The organism is Acinetobacter geminorum, assembly GCF_013009345.1.
In the GTDB taxonomy this organism is placed as follows: domain Bacteria; phylum Pseudomonadota; class Gammaproteobacteria; order Pseudomonadales; family Moraxellaceae; genus Acinetobacter; species Acinetobacter geminorum.
In genome coordinates this window covers 1-21860 of the sequence record NZ_JABELE010000010.1, presented here as the reverse complement: position 1 = coordinate 21860, position 21860 = coordinate 1, and the positions used below count along the sequence as shown (strand labels likewise).

The window sequence follows — 21860 nt, the reverse complement described above, 5'->3', positions numbered from 1 at the left end:
TTCCTCTTAAGCTTGTGGATCTGGGAACAATGGACGATTCCCGGGGCTAATACGATTAATATGTAAGAATGTCATATGTCTTTCATATTTATCTAAAATATCGTTAATGACCTGTTCTTTACTGTAACCGACCAGATCGTTATCTTGAGAGCCATCATAAAGATAGGTTTCAAGTCGGAAATAGAACTGTTTGCCTCGTTTTACACGCTGGCTAAAGTTTGGCGCGCTATAGCGTACAGGCCAGATCTGATAAACAAAGTTTTGCTCTTCTTCCAGATGAATAGTGAGATCTAGATGGTAAAGCGTATCTTCATCTTCAAGCGGGGTTTGCTGTACGTTCACATTCATACCCTGCTTAATCAACTCATCAGCAACAGCCTGAACAGCTGGCAAACACACCGTATCTAGCATGCGGTGTGTTTCAGTGGTTCCCGGATGATGCATCACTCGAGTTAAACGCTGTTTCCAGTTCAGAATATCAACGTTCCCTACCACTGGCGCTGCATTCATACTGCGACTAGCATGCCTGTAATCTTCAAGTCTGAGTGACTTATAAAGCCCTGCCATCACAAGGAACATCACAAAACTAAACGGCAAACCCATAATAATAGTTGCATTTTGCAAGGCGGTAATGCCGTTGGTCATGAGCATAGCTAATGTGAGTAAACCAATCGCCAGTGCCCAAAACACGCTTAACCAACGTGGAGCATCATTATCGATATGAGTAAGTTTTGTGGTGAAGTTACCTAAAACCAGAGCTCCCGAATCGGCAGAAGTCACGTAGAACAAAAGCCCTGTTACGGTGGCAATTGAAGCGATAAAGGTAAAGCCTGGATATTGTGCTAACAGGTCATAAAAACCATGAGCCGGATTTGCTAACACCGTCGCTGCTAAGGTTTGGTTGCCTTCAAAAATAACGCTGTGCAGTGCACTATTACCAAAAATAGATAACCACGTAAGTGTAAATAGAAGTGGAATAATTAAGGTACCGCATACAAATTCACGAATAGTACGCCCTCTTGAGATACGTGCCAGAAAGAGTCCTACAAATGGAGACCAAGCAATCCACCACGCCCAGAAGAAGAAAGTCCAACTACTCATCCACTCTTTAGGCTGTTCAAAAGCAAAGCTTTGTAAAGCTAAACTCGGGAAACGGCTTAAATAGTCACCAATATTTTGGACAAGGGCATTGAGTAAAAACTCTGTATTTCCCAAGAATAAAATAAACAGTAAAAGCCCAATCGAAACATAAATATTAATTTCAGATAAAATCCGCAGACCTTTATTGACCCCAGATGTCACCGAAATAATACTAATACCCACTGCAACAGCAATCAGGATAAATTGCATCCAGATATTTTCTGGTAACCCCAATAACACATGTAGACCATAATTCAGCTGTACTACACCAATCCCGCAGGTCGTTGCAATACCAAAAATTGTCCCGATCACGGCAGCCGTATCAACACTATGCCCGATTGCCCCATTAATTTTTTGACCAAAGATTGGATACAAAGCTGAGCGAATGGTGAGTGGCAAATTATAGCGATAACTGAAATAGCCAAGTGCCATACCAATCAAGGCATACATACACCAACCGGTTAAACCGTAGTGAAACAATGTCCAAACCATACTTTGGCGTGCTGCTTCATAAGTTTGACCTGCTCCGACTGGAGGTTGCATGTAATGAGATAGTGGTTCAGCGACCGAGAAGAACATGAGGTCGATACCAATACCCGCAGAGAACAGCATGGCAGACCAACTCAGTAAGCTAAACTCAGGCTTTGAATGCTTAGGTCCTAATTTGATACTGCCATATCTTGAGCAGGCAATAAAAATCACGAAGGCCATATATAGTGTTGCAGCTAACAGATAGTACCAACCAAAGGTTGAAGTTACCCACTGAAGCACAGCATTCATGACTCGATTTGCAAAATCGTTGAACAAAAACGTGACGAGGGAAAAAATTAAAATAAGTACAGCTGAAAAATAAAAAACCACACGGTTGAGCGGGTCTTTTTTAGATTTAGATAATTTTAAATCATCAACTGCTCTTGGATTATCTGTTGCCATACAATCCTCAAGGAATAAAATAAAAACAAAATATTTAATTTCGTCTTTTCACTCTTATTTAAAACAATGAAAAGACGACTTTAAACGGAAAATAATATATAGATGTGATCAATTGAGGTTATAAAACCTCAGTCACTTTATTCTGGTCACAATTCGATGGGACCGAAATGTCTTTTGAAACAGCTAACTGTTTTTTCACTAATTGAGGGTCAAAATCATCTTGCTTTAACGCTTTGGCTAAACCAAACATATAAAGCAAAATAATAACTGAAAATGGTAAACCACATAACACCACAGCACTTTGCATGGAGTTAAAACTACCGGCTAAAAGTAAGCCAATACTTACAATGGTAATTACCACAGACCAAAAGACGCGTAACCAGATCGGTGAATCACTATCATTGGTGCCCCCTTTTGAGGACAAATTAGCGATCATTAGTGTACCAGAGCCAACTGGTGTCAAAAATAAAACGAAACAAATTACAACAACAATACCCGCAACGTAAGGATTAAACGGCAGATATTCGAGTAATTTAAATAAAGATAATGCTGGATCAGTTAAGACCATATCACCTAATACTTTCTGTTTTTGCTGCAAGATTAAATAAATTGCAGTATTTCCAAAAACCGAAATCCAAGCCAGTGTAAAGCCGAGTGGAATCAGGCATACACCTAATACTACTTCACGAATGGTACGTCCTTTTGAAATGCGGGCAATAAACATACCGACAAAAGGCGCCCAAGCAATCCACCAAGCCCAATAAAATACAGTCCACGAACCCAACCAGCCACTGGCTTTTTGATTGTATAAATACATATCAAAACTTTTACTAATAAAATTATTGAGATAATCGCCCGTATTTTGCACCAGACCATTTAATAAATGGTTTGTCGGACCTGTTAAAAATACAAATAAAAGTAAGGCATACAGCAGACGTAAATTAATACGCGACAACCATGCCAAACCTTTTTCAATACCCACCACTGTCGTAATCGTAGCAACGAACATCATGATGAGCACGGCAGTAATTAAAGTCGCAGAGTTATCCGGAATTTGCGGCAGTAAGTAACAAATACCCGATACAAGCACCAGCGCTCCAATTCCCAAGTTGGTGACCAAGGAAATGACCGTCGCTAAAATTCCAAAGCCATCAACAAAGTCACCCACCAAGCCATGCACTCGCTCTCCAAAAATTGGGTAAAGCGCCGAGCGAAGTGCCAATGGCAAATTTTGTCTGAAAGCAAAGTAACCTAAAGTAACTCCGAGCAATGCATAAAGCACCCAGCCATGAATCCCCCAATGCAAAAAGCTATACGTCATCGCATTACGGGCTGCCTGAATCGTTCCTGACTCGCCTTCTGGCGGTCTTAAAAAATGGTCAACAGGTTCGGCCACACCATAATAAAGTAGCGCAATACCAATCCCTGCCGAAAACAGCATTGAAGTCCAAGCCAAATAACTAAACTCAGGTTTGTCGTCATCTTTTCCTAAAGGAATCTGTCCTACTTTTGAAAAAGCGAGCCAAGCGACAAAGCCCAGACACAGCACAATAACCAGCATGTAATACCACCCGAAAAAGTGATTTACTTGCTCTTGTACATAGGTCAACCAAAACTGACTTTTTTCTGGAAACAGCACAAAAAGTAGGCCAAAAATACCAATACTGATGGCTGAACTCCAAAATACGAAACGATTTAACCGAATATGGTCTGAAGAATATCCATCACTTTTCAACACCATCTTATTGCTCCTTGCAATCGGTGTATTTTTCTCAAAATAACGTGATAAGTAATGTACTTATGCGCATCATCCTATCCTTTAGAACCTTTGATTTCACTTCTTTCTTTTTAGAAGCATGTTCAAAAATTCATTGATTTTTACATATCATACTTGTTATTGATTGAACGTTCAATCAATAACAAGTATGATAAAAAAGTGCTATGATGCTCTGCAAGTTAACATGTTGAATTTTAAGCACCCATAAAAGTGCTGATGTGGACAACCATGACAAAACGCAGAGTAAAACCAGAACATGTGCGACGTGAAGAAATCATGAACGCTGCACTCGACGTAATTTATGAAGTGGGGTTATCCAATACCACCATTGCACAAATTGCAAAAAAAGCCGAGCTGTCGACCGGCATTGTCAGCCATTACTTTGGCGACAAACAGGGGTTGATAAATACCTGTATGCAAGAAATGTTAAATGTTCTGCGTCGTAAAACCGAACAGTACAGAGCAGAAGCAGATTCGCATCCAGAGAGCCAAATTAAGGCCATTATCGACTCTAACTTTGACATTAGTCAGGTCAATGAAAAAGCAATGCGGGTCTGGTTGGACTTTTGGTCAGCAAGTATGCATGTACCAGACTTAAGCCGCTTGCAAAAGATTAATGATCAACGCCTGTATTCCAACTTAAAGTTTTATTTTCTTAAGTTAATGGATGAACAACAGGCCAGTGTTGCCGCTAGAGGTTTGGCAGCATTGATTGATGGATTATGGTTACGAGGCAGTTTAAGCCGTCATAACGAATTTGACAGCAACCTTGCTCGTTCCATTGCTTACGATTATGTACAAACGCAATTGCAATTTGCGAACAAGCCTTTGCAGGAGAGACAAAATGAGTGATGTACAAGTTCATCAATTGTATATCCATGGACGCTACGTTAAAGCAACCAGTGGTAAAACATTTAATAGTATTAACCCTGCCAACGGCGAGACAATCGCGACTCTTCAACAAGCTTCTGAACAAGATATTGAAGCTGCTGTACAAAGTGCCCAACAAGGACAAAAAATCTGGGCTGCCATGACTGCCATGGAACGTTCACGTATTTTACGTCGTGCTGTCGACATTCTTCGTGAACGTAATGATGAGCTTGCCCGTCTTGAAACACTCGACACAGGTAAAGCTTTTAGCGAAACATCTACAGTCGATATTGTGACTGGCGCAGATGTACTCGAATACTACGCAGGACTTGCAACAGCCATTCAAGGTGAACAAGTTCCACTTCGCGAATCAAGTTTCTTTTATACACGCCGTGAACCTTTAGGCGTAGTTGCCGGTATTGGTGCTTGGAACTATCCAATTCAAATCGCATTATGGAAATCTGCCCCTGCCCTTGCTGCCGGTAATGCCATGATTTTCAAGCCAAGCGAAACCACCCCACTTACTGCATTTAAACTTGCAGAAATCTATACAGAAGCTGGCGTACCAGACGGCGTATTTAACGTGGTGCAAGGTGCGGGTCGTGAAATTGGACAATGGCTGACTGAACATCCCGTGATTGAAAAAATCTCATTCACTGGTGGTGTGGAAACTGGCAAAAAAGTCATGGCAAGTGCCGCTGGTTCTACGCTTAAAGAAGTGACTATGGAACTCGGTGGTAAATCTCCACTGATTATTTGTGAAGATGCTGACCTGAACCGTGCCGCAGATATTGCCGTTATGGCAAACTTCTTTAGCTCAGGTCAGGTATGTACTAACGGTACACGCGTATTTGTTCCAAAATCACTTTTAGCCGACTTTGAAAAAGCTGTTGTAGAGCGTGTAAAACGTATTCGCATTGGCGATCCAATGGCTAAAGACACAAACTTCGGACCGCTCACTAGCTTCCCTCATATGGAAAAAGTGTTGTCCTTCATTGAGTCAGGCAAACAACAAGGCGCTAAAGTGTTAATTGGCGGTGGCCGCGCAACTGAGGGTGAACTTGCCAAAGGCGCTTATGTACTACCGACAGTATTTAGCGACTGCACTGACCAGATGGCGATTGTTCAAGAAGAAATTTTTGGACCGGTTATGAGCATCTTAAGCTATGAAACCGAAGAAGAAGTCATCCGTCGTGCTAACGACACCACCTTTGGTTTAGCTGCTGGCGTTGTTACTCAAGACATCAGCCGTGCTCATCGCATTATTCACCAAATTGAAGCTGGTATTTGCTGGATTAACACTTGGGGCGAATCGCCTGCCGAGATGCCAGTCGGTGGCTATAAACAATCTGGTGTAGGTCGCGAAAATGGCTTAACTACGCTTGGGCACTATACCCGTATCAAATCTATTCAAGTTGAACTTGGCGATTATCAAAGCATTTTTTAATGCCTCCATCGCTTTAAACACTTCAACCTAAATCACATATGCCGAGCAGTCTTTATAGATTGCTCAGGCAAACTGTTAGTAAAAAAAGGATAGTTATGAATATTAAAGAATATGATTACATTATTATTGGCGCAGGATCTGCCGGAAATGTACTCGCTGCGCGTCTTACTGAAGACAAAGATACCACCGTTTTACTCTTAGAAGCGGGTGGACCAGATTATCGCTTGGATTTCCGTACACAAATGCCGGCAGCTTTGGCTTACCCTCTTCAAGGCCGCCGCTATAACTGGGCTTATTTAACCGACCCAGAACCACACATGAATAACCGTCGTATGGAATGTGGTCGTGGAAAAGGTTTAGGTGGCTCATCTTTAATTAATGGTATGTGCTATATCCGCGGTAACGCAATGGATTTAGAGCAATGGTCAACTCATAAAGGCCTTGAAAACTGGTCTTATGCTGACTGTTTACCTTACTACAAAAAAGCCGAAACTCGTGATATTGGTGGCAACGACTATCATGGTGATAGCGGTCCAGTATCCGTTGCTACGCCTAAAAATGGCAACAATGTGTTGTTCCATGCCATGGTTGAAGCAGGTGTACAGGCAGGTTACCCGCGTACTGATGACTTAAACGGTTACCAACAAGAAGGCTTTGGTCCAATGGACCGTACGGTAACCCCTAAAGGTCGTCGCTCAAGCACTGCACGCGGTTATTTGGATATGGCAAAAGGTCGTCCAAACCTCACTATCTTGACCCATGCTACAACCAATAAAATCTTGTTTAATCAAAAGCAAGCGATTGGTGTTGAATACATTATTGGTGCTGACCAAAACAACTTACAACGTGCCTTGGTTAAACGCGAAGTATTACTTTGCGCAGGTGCAATTGCGTCACCACAAATTTTACAGCGCTCGGGTGTGGGTCAAAGTACCTTCTTAAAATCAATGGACATTGATGTGGTTCATGATTTGCCGGGTGTAGGTGAAAACCTGCAAGACCATTTAGAAATGTACTTACAGTATAAATGTAAGCAACCCGTTTCTTTGTACCCTGCGTTAAAATGGTATAACCAACCTGCAATTGGTGCCGAGTGGTTATTTAACGGCACAGGTATTGGTGCAAGTAACCAGTTTGAAGCAGGCGGATTTATCCGTAGTTCGGATGAGTTTACATGGCCAAACATCCAGTACCATTTCTTGCCAGTTGCCATTAACTACAACGGTAGTAATGCAGTGAAAGAACATGGTTTCCAAGCTCATGTAGGTTCAATGCGTTCGCCTTCACGTGGTCGAATCAAACTTAAATCGAAGGATCCATTTGAGCATCCAAGTATCTTGTTTAACTACATGTCGACTGAACAAGACTGGCGTGAGTTCCGCGATGCAATTCGTATTACGCGTGAAATCATGCAGCAACCTGCGCTTGATCCATATCGTGGTGAAGAAATTAGTCCGGGCAAACATTTGCAAACCGATGCAGAGCTTGACGACTTTGTTCGTAACCATGCAGAAACAGCTTACCATCCGTCTTGTAGCTGTAAGATGGGTGAAGATGAAATGGCTGTTGTAGATGGTCAAGGTCGTGTACACGGTATGAAGGGTTTACGTGTTGTCGATGCCTCAATTATGCCGCTAATTATTACCGGTAACTTAAATGCAACCACCATCATGATTGCCGAGAAAATTGCAGACCAAATTCGTGGACGTGAAGCGTTACCACGTTCAACTGCACCATTCTATGTAGCATCATAAAATCTCAAAGGGCATATTTCTTATGCAGAGATATGCCCTTAATTTAATCTTTATAGAACCAATATTAATAAGAACTATGTATGACAGAAAATAAGCGCCTGCGAAGAGCTTATTTACATAAATATGGTATGAAATAAAAATTAATCGATTTTTATAGGCAAATATTCTTCAATTGATCAAACTCCAATCAAATCTAAATTATTTTTTAAATTTCAAATACTTATATAACATAAATCAACTTAAATTATCTTATCAAAGCTCAATTTGGTTAAATATAAATCATATTTATGATTTTGATGAACTCCATTTATTATAAAAATTGTCTTGTCAATGCAAAATTAGTCTAAAATATAGAGTGTTTGCGATAATCCCAAGTAATTTTTATTTTTTTCAAGATTCTCTGTTTTAGAGAATTTACTTTCGCATTTATATCCTTTTTGTCTGGATACGCTGTCTAGGTTTCCTCACACCTTAAGTGACTCAAATAACTTATTTTAAGGTCCCCCTTACATGAAAAAGTTTTTGAAATACCTTCTGGTATTAATCATTCTTATTTTAATTGCAGGTATTGCGTTCTTGTTTAGACCTACAACGTCAAAACAAGTTGAAACTGCAAAAGATGAGCCAGTAGTTGATGCTGTTCTTGTTGGCGGCGGCATCATGAGTGCTACTCTTGGTACTTATTTAACTGAGCTTGAACCAAACTGGCAAATTCGTATGTTTGAGCGTCTTGATCAAGTTGCTCAAGAAAGTTCAAACGGCTTTAACAATGCCGGAACAGGCCACTCTGGCTTTATGGAAATGAACTATACCGAAGAGAAAAACGGTAAGATGGAAATTGCCAAAGCTGAAAAAGTTGCTTCTCAATTTGAAGTTGCTAAACAGTTCTGGTCATATCAGGTAAAACAAGGCGTTTTAGCTGAACCGAAATCATTCATTAATCCAGTTCCGCATATTGCTTTCGTTTGGGGCGATAACGTTCAATTCTTAGAAAAACGTTATGCTGCCATGATTCAAAGCCCGTTGTTCAAAGGTATGAAATTTACTGAAGACCCTGCTGTTATTAAACAATGGGCACCTTTAGTCATGAATGACCGTGATCCAAGTCAAAAAGTTGCCGCGACCCGTATGGATGTTGGCTCTGACGTAAACTATGGTTCAATCACTAAACAATTAGTGGGTCATTTAAATCAAAACCCGAATTTCAAATTACAGACATCAACTGAAGTGACTGGCATCAGCCAAAATGATGACAAAACTTGGACTGTGTCTTTCAAAAATTTGAAAACTGGTAAAGTAGATCACGTTAAAACACGTTTTGTATTTATCGGTGCAGGTGGTGCAGCAGTTAAATTATTGCAACTTACTGGTTTACCAGAAGCTAAACAATATGCTGGCTTCCCTGTTGGTGGTGAGTTCTTAATTACTGACAACCCAAAAATTACTGCTGAACACACAGCAAAAGTATATGGCCGTGCTGAACTTGGTGCACCTCCAATGTCTGTACCACATATTGATACGCGTTATATCGACGGTAAAAAATATGTATTGTTTGGCCCATTTGCAACGTATTCAAACAAGTTCCTGAAAAATGGTTCTCAGCTTGATTTACTTGCATCAACCAACAAAAACAACGTTTTACCAATGACGACTGTTGGCTTGGAAAACCTTGATCTTGTTAAATACTTGGTTAGCCAAGTCATGATGTCAGATGAAGACCGTCTCAATGAACTTCGTAAATACTACCCAGATGCGAAAGCTGAAGACTGGCGTTTAAGCCAAGGTGGTCAACGTGTTCAGATCATCAAGAAAGAACCGGGTAAACCTGCAACACTTCAATTCGGTACAGAAATCTTTGCGTCTAAAGATGGTGCTGTAACTGCATTGTTAGGCGCGTCTCCGGGTGCTTCGACTTCTCCATACATCATGCTTAACTTGCTTGAAAAAGCTTTCCCTCAGCAAACTGAAGGTAAGTGGAACCAGAAGCTTCATGAAATTGTAGTATCTTATAAACAAGACTTAAGCAAAGATCCTGTGTTACTCGACAAAGTTCGTCAGTACACAAGTTCTACACTTGGCTTGAACTATACATCTCCGTTCAAGGCTGCAAACGATGAAACTGCTGCTGCCCCAGTTGCAAAAGCAAACTAAGTTTGACGATGTATAAATAAAATTCCAAAAGGATGAATTTCGATTCGTCCTTTTGTTTTTTAAGCCCTCAGCTGAGATATTTAGATTCACTATGACGCCTTTAAAATCATCACCTCGCCTTTTGTCATTTGGTTTTAAGCTCGTGCTTTTTTTGCTGCTGGCTTATCTTTTGCTAAGCGGTTTTTATATATGGATGATTGGTGGTACAGCAATTTACATCAGCTCAGCCGTACTACTTGCCATCACCGCTTATGCATTTAAGCTCGGTAAATATCAAAAACTGTGTTCTGTTTTAAATGTGCTGATGAGTGCAGTCGCGTTATATTTTAGTACTGCTCATTTATTTTTCTCCCCTGTTCAATTCTTTATATTTTTACCTGCCTTATTTTTTGTACTGTTAGCTTTTGCTCGACTAGAAAAAGTTCGCAGCTTATCTAAGATTTTATTATTCATCAGTTTATTGGTTTGGTCAGGCATACATTTTATGCAACTTGAACAACTTAAAGCGTATTATAAAACGCAGCACACTGGCGAAAGTTGGCAGCAATTTGGCGCGTTATAAGATCATTTTTTATTCAATGTGTTCAAATAAATACCTCATCTTTTTCACGTGAAGTTCATCAGTAAAACTGAACATCATCTACAGAAATCCTCTTAAGAAAAAATATTCATAACAATCTAATTTATTTAGAAATATATCGAGCATATTCGCGATTGAACACAATCCATCTACACGCTAGATTAGCTGAATTATTTTTCTCCCTTTACGTTGTAATTTATGAAAATTTTAGATGGCGGTTTAGGCCGTGAATTGGCTCGCCGTGGCGCTCCGTTTCGTCAACCAGAGTGGTCTGCTCTTGCACTCATTGAAGCACCTGAAACAGTAAAAGAAGTCCACCTCGACTTTATCAACGCTGGTGCAGAAGTCATTACAACCAATAACTATGCGGTTGTGCCATTTCATATTGGTCAAGAACGCTTTGAAACCGACGGTGTGCGTTTAATTAAAGTTGCGATTGAACAAGCAAAAAATGCAGTTAAAGAAAGCGGCAAAAATGTCAAAATCGCAGGCTGTTTACCACCGTTATTTGGTTCTTACCGCGCCGACTTGTTCCAACCGGAACAGGCTAAAAACCTTGCTGAGCCAATTATTAACACATTGGCACCAGAGGTAGATTTCTGGCTCGCTGAAACTCAATCATGCTTAAAAGAAGTTGAAACAGTCCATGCATTATTGCCACAAGATGGTAAAGACTATTGGGTGTCATTTACGCTGCAAGATGAGATTAAACAAGAACAAGCATTACTTCGTTCAGGCGAAAATATGCAACAAGTGGCTGACTTTATAAAGCAATCAAATGCCAAAGCAGTGTTGTTTAACTGCTGTCAACCTGAAGTGATCTTGCAAGCGATTAATGAAATTAAAGGACTTATTCCTGCGTCTGTACAGATTGGTGCTTACGCCAACGCGTTCCCACCGCAAGATGAAAGCGCTACTGCCAACGATGGTCTGGATGAAATTCGTAAAGACTTAGACGCTCCAGCTTATCTTGGTTTTGCTAAACAATGGCAGCAAGCAGGTGCAAGTTTAGTGGGTGGTTGCTGCGGTATTGGACCAGAACACATTGCTGAACTTTCTCAATTTTTTAAAGAATAAATACTATGTCTGCTGCCAAAATCGGATTATTGTCTCTTACAGCGCTGGTCTTTAGTTCTATGGTGGGGTCAGGCGTCTTTAGCCTCCCCCAAAATATGGCTCAGGTTGCCAATGGTTCTGCCCTTCTAGTCGCATGGCTCATTACTGGGGTCGGTATTATTTTCTTGGCCCTCTCATTGTTACATTTAACGCGTCAACGACCAGACCTTGACGGCGGTATTTATAATTATGCACGAGAAGGCTTTGGAGACCTGATCGGGTTTTGCTCAGCGTGGGGCTATTGGTTGTGTACTACCATTGGTATTGTCGGCTATGTAGTCATTGCCTTTTCAGGCGTCGGCATGTTTACCGATGGCAAAGACCATATTATTTTTGGTGAAGGTAATACGCTTTATTCACTGATTGGCTCAAGCATTTTTGTGTGGATGGTGCACTGGTTAGTGAGTCGAGGCATTAAAGAAGCTGCGATTGTGAATTTACTGGCAACTATTGCCAAAATTATTCCAATGGTGGTTTTTATCTTCTTTACCTTTATTGCCTTTAAGTTTGATTTGTTCAAACTCAACTTACATGACTTTTCTTTGCAAGTTCCACTTTGGCAGCAAGTGAAAGACCTGATGTTGATTACCCTTTGGGTATTTACCGGTATTGAAGGTGCTGTAGTTTTATCATCACGTGCAAAAAAACGTCATGATATTGGTAAAGCAACTATTTTAGGTGTTTTGCTGGCATTAAGTTTTTACGTGATGGTGACCGTATTGGCTTATGGTGTGGCGAGTCGTGAAGCGCTTGCTGGCATGCACAACCCATCAATGGCGACCATTTTACAGCAACTGATCGGCTTGCCGGGTACTATCATTATTACCATTGGACTCATTATTTCAGTTGCATCGTCTTATTTAAGTTGGACTTTATTTGCCACTGAAATTCCATTTTTGGCTGCAAAAAATGGTGCTTTCCCGAAATTATTTTTAAAGAATAATCAAAATAATGTACCGATTTCATCACTTTGGCTGACGACGCTTGTGGTACAAGGCTCACTCATTGCCGTGTATTTTTTCAATAAAAACTACACTCAGCTTTTATTGATTTCATCGGTCATGATTTTGCTACCTTATTTTCTGGTATCGGCTTTTTACCTTAAAGAATCCATTCGCCATAAACGCACGCCTCATATTGCGATTGCAAGCGTTGCTTCAATCTATGCGCTTTGGTTGCTCTATGCCGCAGGACTAGACTTACTACTCTTGTCTGGTGTGTTGTATTTGGTCGGCTTGGTTATTTTTTCAATCAGCTACTTTGAGCATAAAAAATCGCTCAAACAAAATCAGCTAAATTAATTATTTCAACCACTGTTGACCCAGTTCAGCAGTGGTTTTCTAAGAATAAAACTCTCTACTTTGAAGACTGCGACTGCTTTAAATGCAATCGTAAAATACGCCGTAATTCTAAAATTGCTTCAGGGCTAGTTTGAATCGAATGGCCACCTTTAATGATCAGCTCCGACTGCTCCCCACCTAAATGTGAACTTTGATACGGCACAATCCCATCACTGCTTTTTAACTTATCAGTTGTCCCATTAATATTACCCATAATCGAGTGATAGACCACTTGTGGCGATGGTTGAATAGCTTGAGTCAACTGCATAAAGTTAGAAGAGCGACTTAAATTACTTGCCCCATTTTCAATTAATCCTTTTCTGAGTTTTGTATTTTTCTCATCTCTCATTTCGACTGCAATAAAAAAGTCAGTAGGCAAACGAATAACACGGCGGGCAATTTGGGTAAACCATCGGTCAGCGTAGTCTGTACCATGATGCGGTGCCGAAACAAAAACAACTCGATTAAAATATGGCAAAGCCTTGAACTGAAAACGCTCTTGAATTACCGGATTTTCTTTTAAACGGTTTAGCTGTGCTTCATTCATTTTTTGCATGGCTTGCTCTGAAACATCGGCATTGCTCACCAGTAAACGGCTAATCACTCCACCCATACTATGCCCAACTAACACTGCATCGTGTGCAGCATAACTGTCTTTAGCAACATTTTGAAAAGCCTGATTCAGCAAAGAATAAATCTGAAAACGACTTTCAAAAATCGGCATATTGGTTGAATAAAACACTTGCCAAACTTGATAGTTTTTCCTTAATTCAGCATCGCCCATAATGTCATTGGTTAGGCTCACCCACGCCTCTGGGCTACTTGCTAAACCATGAATAAACACAATAATTTTCTTATTCGGGTTAAAAGGTTCCAGCATATATAAATGCGGCATGATTAAATTGGCTTCTTTATTAATTAAAGACCAATAACCTGCTGCGCCTAAATTATATTTCGATAACCACAGCCCATAAGGTGCCGAATAGTTTGCAGTCAGTGGATAGTCCACACCTTCAATTTTTACACGGTCTTGTCGATATGGATCGAACATTGAAATTTCTAACTCTGCCCCAGCAATGACCTGATCGGCTGTGGCTTTTTGTTTTGGGTATGCAATCGCAGTAGCAGGAAAGAAGCGAGGTAAATGAATATTAGGGTTGGCTTGATGAGCATAAAAATTATTGGGGTCTAAAATGAAGCCGTGATTCACATCATTTTCTTTACGCCCAACAATAAACTCTGCCCCCAAACCATCCTTACGGTTAACGGTATTAAAGCCAGAAAAGTTCATGTTATAGCTGGAGCGAAAAGTATCGACTTCAATTTTTTGTACATCTAACGCGTGGTCAAAATTGACGTGGTACTCATGCCCATCTGCTTTCAGCAGTGGTGGAAAGCGATGCGTATTTAAATGATTAAAATACGTGGTCATGAGCTTTGACAAGGCGACGTTATAAAAAATACGTACCTGATTTTGGCGATGGTCAAACACCCGATCGAAAGGCGACTCTTCAGAGTCAAATAAATAGACATAACTATAGCGTAAGCTTTTATCGAACAGCGCTAACTCTTGCTCAACGCAACTGTTACTTTTATTAATGACATTACACTGGCTACTACGTCCGACATCTAAAGCTTTTGCCAAGTAAATTTCACTCAGCGCAGCATAGCGTTCTTCTCGGCTGCTATTTTCGGACAGGCTCTGAACCTTATTTAAACAATCATCAAAATTTTGTAGGCAAGTTTTTTCATCTTCTTTGACCAAATACAGTAAGTTTTGGGTTTGATGACTTAAGGTGCCGTCAGTCAGAATACTTTCATTCTTACTTTTTAAAGCATTGCTTAAATTACTTTCTTTTAAATGAATGACCTGACAGCCACTGAGCAAAGCCATTATTGTTATGATTGAATAATGGTAAGACTTTGTCATTCTGCCTTCCTTAATCGAATGTATTCCCCATCTGGTCATTATGCCTGTAAAGCAGTGAACGAACAATTTCGACTCCGCTTCCGTCTTCCTTTATTTCAAAAAAAAGCCTGAACTCATTTTAATTCAGGCTAATTCGTTATTTTTTCAAATCAAGCTTGGTTGAACTTTTGCTGTGAAGCTAAATAAGAGAAATACAAAATTGGTAAGATAAACGGCGCTACACTCCAGAAATCAAAATAGACATAGAGGATCGCTCCCAAGAAAGCACCAATCACAAAACCAATTACAATACTGGCGCTTTTTAGAAAACTTGCCCGATTGGCTGCATTATTGTTTTTAAGTAAGTTGGCAATATCAATCCCAAGCTGGGTAGTGTTGCCTGTCATCATAGTGCTTGGGCTAATATTTTTAATAAGGGTTTTGCTTGAAGTATTACGAATAGCCAAAGCAATTAAACCTAGCCCACCCGTTACTGCAACTGTTAGCGCATCCGGATCTTTAAATGGCTCGAAGTAAAGCCCTGCCACCATAAAGGCACATAGAAAAATAGCTTCAAATAAAAATAAATAAGACAACGTTTTGTGCTTGACCTGACTGCGGTCAATCAACAGTTTGGTAATAACAACGGTCAAAATAAATAGCGGGATTGCTGCGAGCTTTATCCATACCCCCGAGCCACCTTTAACCCATGCTGCCCCTGCCAACACTAAGTTTCCCGTCACATGCGCGGTGAAAAAGCCAAACAGCGCAATAAAGCCAATAGTATCAATTGCCCCACCCACCATGGTGAGTAAAACAGGATCTCGACATATTGCCCAGGTACTTTCTGTGTCTTTTTTAATTGGGGTATCTGTCATATAAAATATCCTGTTAAATTAAAACTTTAAAGCAATTAAGTTGTATATAAATGATTTAAAAATGAATAATACTAAAGCGTTTATGAAAGCAAAAAACTATGTAAAAAAATAGGGTGCGTAATGTCGTAACACTGTCTTTAAAATGGCAACAATCAAAATTGACTATTTTTAAAACACTAAACTGTTCTCATCCTTAAATCAATTTGACCTCCAAAACTGTTCTAACTATGATGAAGCCGCTAGTTGAAATCAACTGGTTTTTGACCTGAAAAAGTTATGCCAGAATATGGATAATCAATAACAACAATCACGAGTAGATATATGTCACTTTATAATTTTTCAGTTTTTTTAGGGGGATTATTATTTGTATCTGTTGCCTTCGCGGGTCAAAAAAACAGTCCTCATCGTGATTTCTATCTGAAATGTATTGCTGCTGGTCACAGCCGTGCAAGCTGTACTTGCATTTATCATCGTTTAGAACGTCAATACTCACCTAAATTTATGAATAAACTTGGAAATTTAAGTTTACAAAGTCCTGAAATACCGCGTGATTTTGTAAAAACCATGCGTCGTACCATGCAACAGTGCCGTTCTTAACTTTACCAGTGCATTAAAGCAAATCAGCCAAATTCCTAATTTCCTCCATCACCGCCTTACACGCAGGTGTTAAATAGCCATGTTTAGAAATAGACAAAGAAATATAGCGCTTGAGCGCAGGATTAATAATTTTTGCGGCTTGAATTGAGGTGTATTGGCTGGCTTTTTTTAATGCTTGCGGCCCTAGCATGGTATACATGCGAGACTCGGAAACCAAATGGGTTTGCAAACTAATCGAGTCAGCTTCAAAAACAATGTTCAGCTCTACCCCATTTTCATAAGCCATGTGGTCTAAAAAATTACGCCAGTTACTTGGCCTGCAAAACGTGACCAGTGGTAACTGACTTACCTCTTTAAACTCGACTTGATTGGCCTGAGTTAACTCATCACCTTCGCAGCCGACTAAATAAGTATCGGCTTCGGTAAGGTAAACATCGCCTTGTTTAGGTGTCGGGTTAAAGCGATAGAGAATGGCTAAATCGACACTGCCATCTTCAAGCCATTTTTCTAAATGTACCCCTTGCCCTTCACGCACCGACAGTTTAATTAAGGGATATTTTTGTTGAAGGACTTTATAAAGGGTCGATAACAACGGATGCGCAGTAGATGGCAAACTGGCAATACGAACTGTACCAATCGGTGTATCGGTCGAGTGCAAAATTTCATTATTGAGTTGATCGGTTACGTTCAGCCATGAACGAATTTTAGGAAGTAAATGCTGGCCTAAGTCGGTGAGTTCTACGCCACGTCCAGTTCGGTTAAACAAACGACCGCCACATTGCGCTTCAAGCTCGTTCATTTGCCGACTGATTTGCGGTTGGTTGGTATTATGCAGCATCGCGACTTTGCTTAAGCTACCGAGTTCCACCGCGTCTAAAAATATTTTCCATAATTCATAATTCATCGATTCTTCCTAAATCGTAAATTGGCAATATTTTGAGCCATACATTTTCAGTATAACTGAAATTCAAGAATTGGTAATTCCTACATAGCTCACCTATTTCTATACTCCAATCATGTTCTCTACAACACGATTTAAGTCAGATTAAGAACCAGAGAATATTTAATTACACTGTATAGGAAGTACGATTATGAGTTTAGATTTACGTGGATTAACCCCAGCACCTGTGACTCCTTTTACCCGCGACGGACAAGTAGACCATAATGCAATTCAACGTTTAGGTTCATGGTTAGGCAGTATTGATGGTGTGAAAGGCTTGGTTGTTCTTGGGCATGCAGGTGAAGGAACATTCTTGTCGCAAAAAGAACAAATGCAAGTCATCGAAAGCTTTGTTAAATCGGTAGATGACAAAATTCCGGTAATCGCAGGGATTACACTCGAAGGTACTTCGGTTGCAGCAGAAGAAGCAAAACGCGCAGTCAGCGCTGGTGCTTCGGCAGGTTTGATTTACCCTTCACATGGCTGGTTGCGTTTTGGCTATCAAAAAGGCGCACCGCAAGACCGCTATAAAGCAATTTATGAAGAAAGTGGTTTGCCATCTATTTTATTCCAATATCCAGATGCGACTAAAGCCACTTACGACCTTGAAACTCTACTCGATATTTCTGCACAGCCAGGCGTGTTTGCCATGAAAAATGGCGTGCGTAACATGCGCCGCTGGGATGTCGAAATTCCGATTATTCGCCGTGAACGTCCAGACTTACAGGTGTTGACATGCCACGATGAATATTTGCTTCACACCATGTTTGATGTAGACGGCGCTTTGGTTGGCTATGGCAACATTGCCCCTGAACTGTTAATTGAAATGATTAAAGCAGGTAAAGCTAAAGAATATGCTAAAGCTCGTGCGATTCACGACCAATTATTACCAGTGACTCGCAATGTTTATCACCGTGGTTCACACATGGAAGGCACAGTCGCGCTTAAACATGCACTGGTTGCTCGCGGCATTTTGGACCATGCCACTGTGCGTTCGCCTCTGCTTCCACTGGCAGATGGTGCTGAGCAAGAAATTCATGATGCGATGCGTCAAGCTGGAATTGGCAAGGTCAATTTAACCCAAGCCGTTGCTTAAATTCTATTCGGGCTAGCATGTACGCTAGCCTTTTTTTCCTGTACGCTGCCTGAGGCCAAACATCGGGCATGTCTCTTAAAAACAATAATAAAAAGCATGCAAACTGTGGTGAACAGGTAGTGCGAAATAGAACAACAAAACTACGAGGAATGTAGTAATAAGGAGATAGAAGATGACAAATCTAGCGGATGTAGAACAAATTAGTCATCATCAAAAAAATGCGGAAATTATTGCAAGACTCGAACGGCTACCCGTCACTGGTCGATTGCAATTTATGCGAATTACCATCGGTATCGCGACCTTTTTTGACGCTTATACTGTTCTTGCGATTGCCTTTGCTTTACCCCAACTCATTACCGAATGGCACCTCACGCCCGCCTACGTCGGTGCGATCATTGCCGCGGGTTATGTCGGGCAACTGGTCGGTGCAATCTTCTTTGGTTCTCTTGCCGAAAAAGTCGGTCGTTTAAAAGTACTGTCTTTTACCATTTTACTGTTTGTGGCAATGGACATCTCTTGTCTGTTTGCGTGGAGCGGAATGTCTCTGTTAATTTTCCGTTTCTTACAAGGCATAGGAACAGGTGGCGAAGTGCCTGTTGCCAGTGCCTATATTAATGAGTTTATTGGTGCAGAAAAGCGCGGTAAGTTTTTCTTGCTCTATGAAGTTTTATTTCCAATGGGTCTTATGTTTGCAGGCATGGCAGCGTTTTTCTTGATGCCAATTTATGGCTGGAAAGTCATGTTTATTGTGGGCTTAGTTCCATCTTTACTGGTCATTCCTTTACGGTTTTTCTTGCCTGAGTCACCACGTTGGCTTGCTTCAAAAGGCCGTTTTAAAGAAGCCGATAAAGTTGTCAAAAGTTTTGAAGACGGTGCCATTAAAAGCGGTAAAACTTTGCCTGAACCTGTGGTTAAAGACATTAATCCGCAAGGCATGGCAAAAACCGACTGGCGTGAGCTGTTCCAAGGCATTTACCGCAAACGTACCTTTACCCTGTGGGGTATGTGGTTCTGCGTCTATATGATTAACAATGCCATGGTGACTTGGCTGCCATCTCTTTACAAACAACACTTTGGTCTGTCGCTTCAAACCAGTTTGGGTTATGGCTGGATTACCTCGGGCGTGGGTGTGATTGCCTCTATTATCTGTGCGTTAATGATTGATAAAGTCGGCCGCCGTCCTTGGTACAGTGCAGCATTTTTCTTGGCAATCATTCCACTCATGAGCCTCTCGATTTTAGGCGCAAAATCAGCGATGGAAGTCGTGATTTTAGCAACGCTGAGCTATGCCATTTTGCAGACCATTTCATTCTCTTTATACCTTTACGCTGCCGAACTTTATCCAACTCGCCTACGTGCTATGGGCATCGGGTTTAGTACCGCTTGGTTACGTGCCGGCTCTGCAATTGGTCCTGTGATGGTCGGCCTCGTAGTTGGTGGCTATGGCATTCAATATGTGTTTAGTGTGCTGGCAGTTGTGGCGCTCATTGGTGGCCTAGTGACCTTCTTGTTTGCCATTGAAACCAAAGGCCAAGTGCTCGAAAAACTCTCTCCTTAATTCATCCATTTCATAAAAAGCTTGCCTAACCTCAGCGTTAGGCAAAGGGCTTATTCATGCTTAAAAAAGGAATTTAAAATGAATAAATATTTGCTATGGGGCTGTATTGGTTTAGGCAGTGTGAGCAACGCTTATGCAGAACTTCCTCAAGAATTTGGCAAGTTAGAATTAAAACTTAACACCCGTTACTGGAACGATGAAGGCACTGCCCACCCCACGCTTGCTAACCCTTCGCCTTCATCGAGTGAATATGAACAAAGCGCTTTAGGGCTTGAGTTAAATTATCAGTCACCGTACATGTGGGACTGGCTTGGAGTAGATGGCTCACTCTATGCAGTCACCAAATTGTTTGACTCTGGCAAACCGAGCGCTCAGCTTTTAGAGGTTGAAAATAACGGCAAGCTCGATCAAAACTTTGCAACTTTAGGCCAGCTCTACATCAAAGCAAAACTCGGCGATAAAGGCGAAATTAAATTAGGTCGCCAGTTGCACGATTCGGTTTTACTCAAAAGTACCAATAACCGTGCAGTGCCCGATACCTTTTCGGGTGCGAGTGGGCAGTTTCAACTGAATGATCAGCTACAGACTTACATGGCTTACTATGACCGCTGGAAACCGCGTAGCATGGATTCTTTTGAAAAACTGGTCACTGAAAATGACGAGCGCATTGATTATGTGGGTTTACTGGGTGCCAAGTATCAGTACAAAAACTGGAGCGTGAATGCCGAATATTTAAATAGCAAAGATTATTTAAAAAAGTACGGGGCGATTGCTCAATATAAGCTGCCCTTGCATGGCTTGGTATGGACATTCAACACAGGTGCTTTTTTCTCGCGTGATGATGGCAAGTTATTTAAATGTGGTGCCGAAACCGAGCTGGACTGTGTCAAAGGCCAAGACATTAACAACCGCGGGAATGGTTACTTTGTCGATGTAAATGTGGTCAAGAATAATGTCGAAGGCGGCATTGCCGTTTCAAATTTTGATGGGTTTTGGATTGAAGATAACTTTGCCATGCACTCCGCCCGCAACTCGGTTTTAACGCAAGACCACGGCACCAACCCGTTTCCGACCTCTGCGACCATTGGCCCTGACTTTACCAATAACGATGAGACCGCCGTTGCCCTTCGGCTGAAATATAACTGGAAAGACTACGTGAAAGGTTTAAAAACCGAAGCGAAGTATATTTATGGCTTTGGTGCTCACCAAAGTAACATTAGCAGTGATATTGAGGGTAAAGAGCGTTACTTTGACTTTACGGTGAGTTATGCCTTGCCGTGGGTAAAAAACTTAGATGTGCGTTATTCATTTTTGCATTATGAATCAAAGTTTGAAAATGCAAACCTAGATGAAAAAATAAATGGCATGACCCGTAAAGATTGGGACCAGCACCGAGTATTTATTAATTACCGCTATACATTTTAAGAGCAAGCTAAACGTTTAGTTTAACTTTATTATATTTATTAATACACCGATTTAAATCGATAAACTTTTGAGTTTAATTAAAATATAAATTTATATTTTAATTTTTTATAATATTTTATTTAAATTGAATTGACCTGTTAAAAACTTATGATTATTATGGTCTCGCTGGCCTACATTGCCAGTCGGTTTTGACAGACCGTTTTACATACAGCACATCAGATTTATCCTTCTGAGGGAGAAATTTGTGTGAAAACCACCGTCCCCCTCATGTTGCGGTAGGGTGATCTGACCCCATAAAGTTGGACAGTTAATTAAGCAGTTTTTATAAACTGATTTCTATATTGTACAG

Annotated in this window: 16 protein-coding genes; 11 read left to right on the top strand and 5 right to left on the bottom strand. The window is 40.8% G+C overall.

Annotated features, from left to right (window positions below):
- Window positions 1-6: 6 nt before the first annotated feature.
- Complete coding sequence (locus tag HJG58_RS10780) at window positions 7-2073, bottom strand: choline transporter (RefSeq protein WP_170248870.1); 2067 nt, start codon at window positions 2071-2073, stop codon at window positions 7-9.
- Window positions 2074-2191: 118 nt separating this feature from the next.
- Entirely contained in the window at window positions 2192-3814 is a 1623-nt protein-coding gene (locus HJG58_RS10775; RefSeq protein ID WP_170248869.1) for a BCCT family transporter, read from the bottom strand.
- A gap of 264 nt (window positions 3815-4078) precedes the next feature.
- Between HJG58_RS10775 and betI the strand changes: the two genes are divergently transcribed.
- The 7 genes from betI (at window position 4079) to HJG58_RS10740 (ending at window position 13069) form a co-directional block, all read left to right on the top strand.
- Window positions 4079-4702, top strand: a complete 624-nt coding sequence (betI, locus tag HJG58_RS10770) for a transcriptional regulator BetI (protein ID WP_005070763.1) — start codon at window positions 4079-4081, stop codon at window positions 4700-4702.
- The gene (gene betB / locus HJG58_RS10765; protein WP_078224601.1) at window positions 4695-6167 is read left to right on the top strand and encodes a betaine-aldehyde dehydrogenase; all 1473 of its coding nucleotides are present in this window, start codon (window positions 4695-4697) and stop codon (window positions 6165-6167) included. Before betI ends, betB begins: the two co-directional genes overlap by 8 nt.
- 95 nt (window positions 6168-6262) lie before the next feature.
- Entirely contained in the window at window positions 6263-7921 is a 1659-nt protein-coding gene (betA, locus tag HJG58_RS10760) for a choline dehydrogenase (protein WP_086400188.1), read from the top strand.
- Window positions 7922-8431: 510 nt separating this feature from the next.
- Complete coding sequence (gene mqo, locus HJG58_RS10755; RefSeq protein WP_068930621.1) at window positions 8432-10072, top strand: malate dehydrogenase (quinone); 1641 nt, start codon at window positions 8432-8434, stop codon at window positions 10070-10072.
- Between the two features lie 91 nt (window positions 10073-10163).
- Complete coding sequence (locus HJG58_RS10750) at window positions 10164-10634, top strand: hypothetical protein (RefSeq protein ID WP_170248868.1); 471 nt, start codon at window positions 10164-10166, stop codon at window positions 10632-10634.
- Between the two features lie 216 nt (window positions 10635-10850).
- Entirely contained in the window at window positions 10851-11729 is an 879-nt protein-coding gene (locus tag HJG58_RS10745) for a homocysteine S-methyltransferase family protein (RefSeq protein WP_170248867.1), read from the top strand.
- A gap of 5 nt (window positions 11730-11734) precedes the next feature.
- On the top strand, window positions 11735-13069 hold the full coding sequence (locus HJG58_RS10740; RefSeq protein WP_170248866.1) for a basic amino acid/polyamine antiporter: 1335 nt from the start codon (window positions 11735-11737) through the stop codon (window positions 13067-13069).
- A 55-nt stretch (window positions 13070-13124) separates the two neighbouring features.
- Here the strand turns inward: HJG58_RS10740 and HJG58_RS10735 are convergent, their stop codons facing one another.
- Entirely contained in the window at window positions 13125-15038 is a 1914-nt protein-coding gene (locus HJG58_RS10735; protein ID WP_216076559.1) for an esterase/lipase family protein, read from the bottom strand.
- A gap of 149 nt (window positions 15039-15187) precedes the next feature.
- The gene (locus HJG58_RS10730) at window positions 15188-15895 is read right to left on the bottom strand and encodes a YoaK family protein (protein ID WP_170248865.1); all 708 of its coding nucleotides are present in this window, start codon (window positions 15893-15895) and stop codon (window positions 15188-15190) included.
- 321 nt (window positions 15896-16216) lie between these two features.
- On the opposite strand from HJG58_RS10730, the gene HJG58_RS10725 reads away from it, so the two are divergent.
- A complete protein-coding gene (locus tag HJG58_RS10725) occupies window positions 16217-16492 on the top strand; it encodes a hypothetical protein (RefSeq protein WP_130173819.1) in 276 nt (91 codons plus the stop codon).
- A 13-nt stretch (window positions 16493-16505) separates the two neighbouring features.
- On the opposite strand, the gene HJG58_RS10720 is transcribed toward HJG58_RS10725, so the two are convergent.
- Complete coding sequence (locus HJG58_RS10720) at window positions 16506-17396, bottom strand: LysR family transcriptional regulator (protein WP_170248864.1); 891 nt, start codon at window positions 17394-17396, stop codon at window positions 16506-16508.
- A gap of 187 nt (window positions 17397-17583) precedes the next feature.
- Here HJG58_RS10720 and HJG58_RS10715 point away from each other — a divergent pair, with 187 nt between their 5' ends.
- From HJG58_RS10715 to HJG58_RS10705, 3 genes are all read left to right on the top strand, one after another.
- Window positions 17584-18528 carry a dihydrodipicolinate synthase family protein gene (locus HJG58_RS10715; protein ID WP_170248863.1) on the top strand — a complete coding sequence of 315 codons (945 nt, stop codon included), beginning with the start codon at window positions 17584-17586 and terminating at the stop codon, window positions 18526-18528.
- A 172-nt stretch (window positions 18529-18700) separates the two neighbouring features.
- Complete coding sequence (locus tag HJG58_RS10710; protein ID WP_170248862.1) at window positions 18701-20086, top strand: MFS transporter; 1386 nt, start codon at window positions 18701-18703, stop codon at window positions 20084-20086.
- Window positions 20087-20164: 78 nt separating this feature from the next.
- Entirely contained in the window at window positions 20165-21511 is a 1347-nt protein-coding gene (locus tag HJG58_RS10705) for an OprD family outer membrane porin (RefSeq protein WP_170248861.1), read from the top strand.
- The last annotated feature ends 349 nt before the right edge of the window (window positions 21512-21860 follow it).

Bases quoted from the DNA above. Each gene is read 5' to 3' on its own strand.
- HJG58_RS10745 (WP_170248867.1), top strand. From the start codon at position 10,851: ATGAAAATTTTAGATGGCGGTTTAGGCCGTGAATTGGCTCGCCGTGGC.
- HJG58_RS10740 (WP_170248866.1), top strand. From the start codon at position 11,735: ATGTCTGCTGCCAAAATCGGATTATTGTCTCTTACAGCGCTGGTCTTT.
- HJG58_RS10735 (WP_216076559.1), bottom strand. From the start codon at position 15,038: ATGACAAAGTCTTACCATTATTCAATCATAACAATAATGGCTTTGCTC.
- HJG58_RS10715 (WP_170248863.1), top strand. From the start codon at position 17,584: ATGAGTTTAGATTTACGTGGATTAACCCCAGCACCTGTGACTCCTTTT.
- HJG58_RS10705 (WP_170248861.1), top strand. From the start codon at position 20,165: ATGAATAAATATTTGCTATGGGGCTGTATTGGTTTAGGCAGTGTGAGC.
- betI (WP_005070763.1), top strand. From the start codon at position 4,079: ATGACAAAACGCAGAGTAAAACCAGAACATGTGCGACGTGAAGAAATC.
- HJG58_RS10730 (WP_170248865.1), bottom strand. From the start codon at position 15,895: ATGACAGATACCCCAATTAAAAAAGACACAGAAAGTACCTGGGCAATA.
- betA (WP_086400188.1), top strand. From the start codon at position 6,263: ATGAATATTAAAGAATATGATTACATTATTATTGGCGCAGGATCTGCC.
- betB (WP_078224601.1), top strand. From the start codon at position 4,695: ATGAGTGATGTACAAGTTCATCAATTGTATATCCATGGACGCTACGTT.
- HJG58_RS10720 (WP_170248864.1), bottom strand. From the start codon at position 17,396: ATGAATTATGAATTATGGAAAATATTTTTAGACGCGGTGGAACTCGGT.
- HJG58_RS10725 (WP_130173819.1), top strand. From the start codon at position 16,217: ATGTCACTTTATAATTTTTCAGTTTTTTTAGGGGGATTATTATTTGTA.
- HJG58_RS10710 (WP_170248862.1), top strand. From the start codon at position 18,701: ATGACAAATCTAGCGGATGTAGAACAAATTAGTCATCATCAAAAAAAT.
- HJG58_RS10775 (WP_170248869.1), bottom strand. From the start codon at position 3,814: ATGGTGTTGAAAAGTGATGGATATTCTTCAGACCATATTCGGTTAAAT.
- HJG58_RS10780 (WP_170248870.1), bottom strand. From the start codon at position 2,073: ATGGCAACAGATAATCCAAGAGCAGTTGATGATTTAAAATTATCTAAA.
- HJG58_RS10750 (WP_170248868.1), top strand. From the start codon at position 10,164: ATGACGCCTTTAAAATCATCACCTCGCCTTTTGTCATTTGGTTTTAAG.
- mqo (WP_068930621.1), top strand. From the start codon at position 8,432: ATGAAAAAGTTTTTGAAATACCTTCTGGTATTAATCATTCTTATTTTA.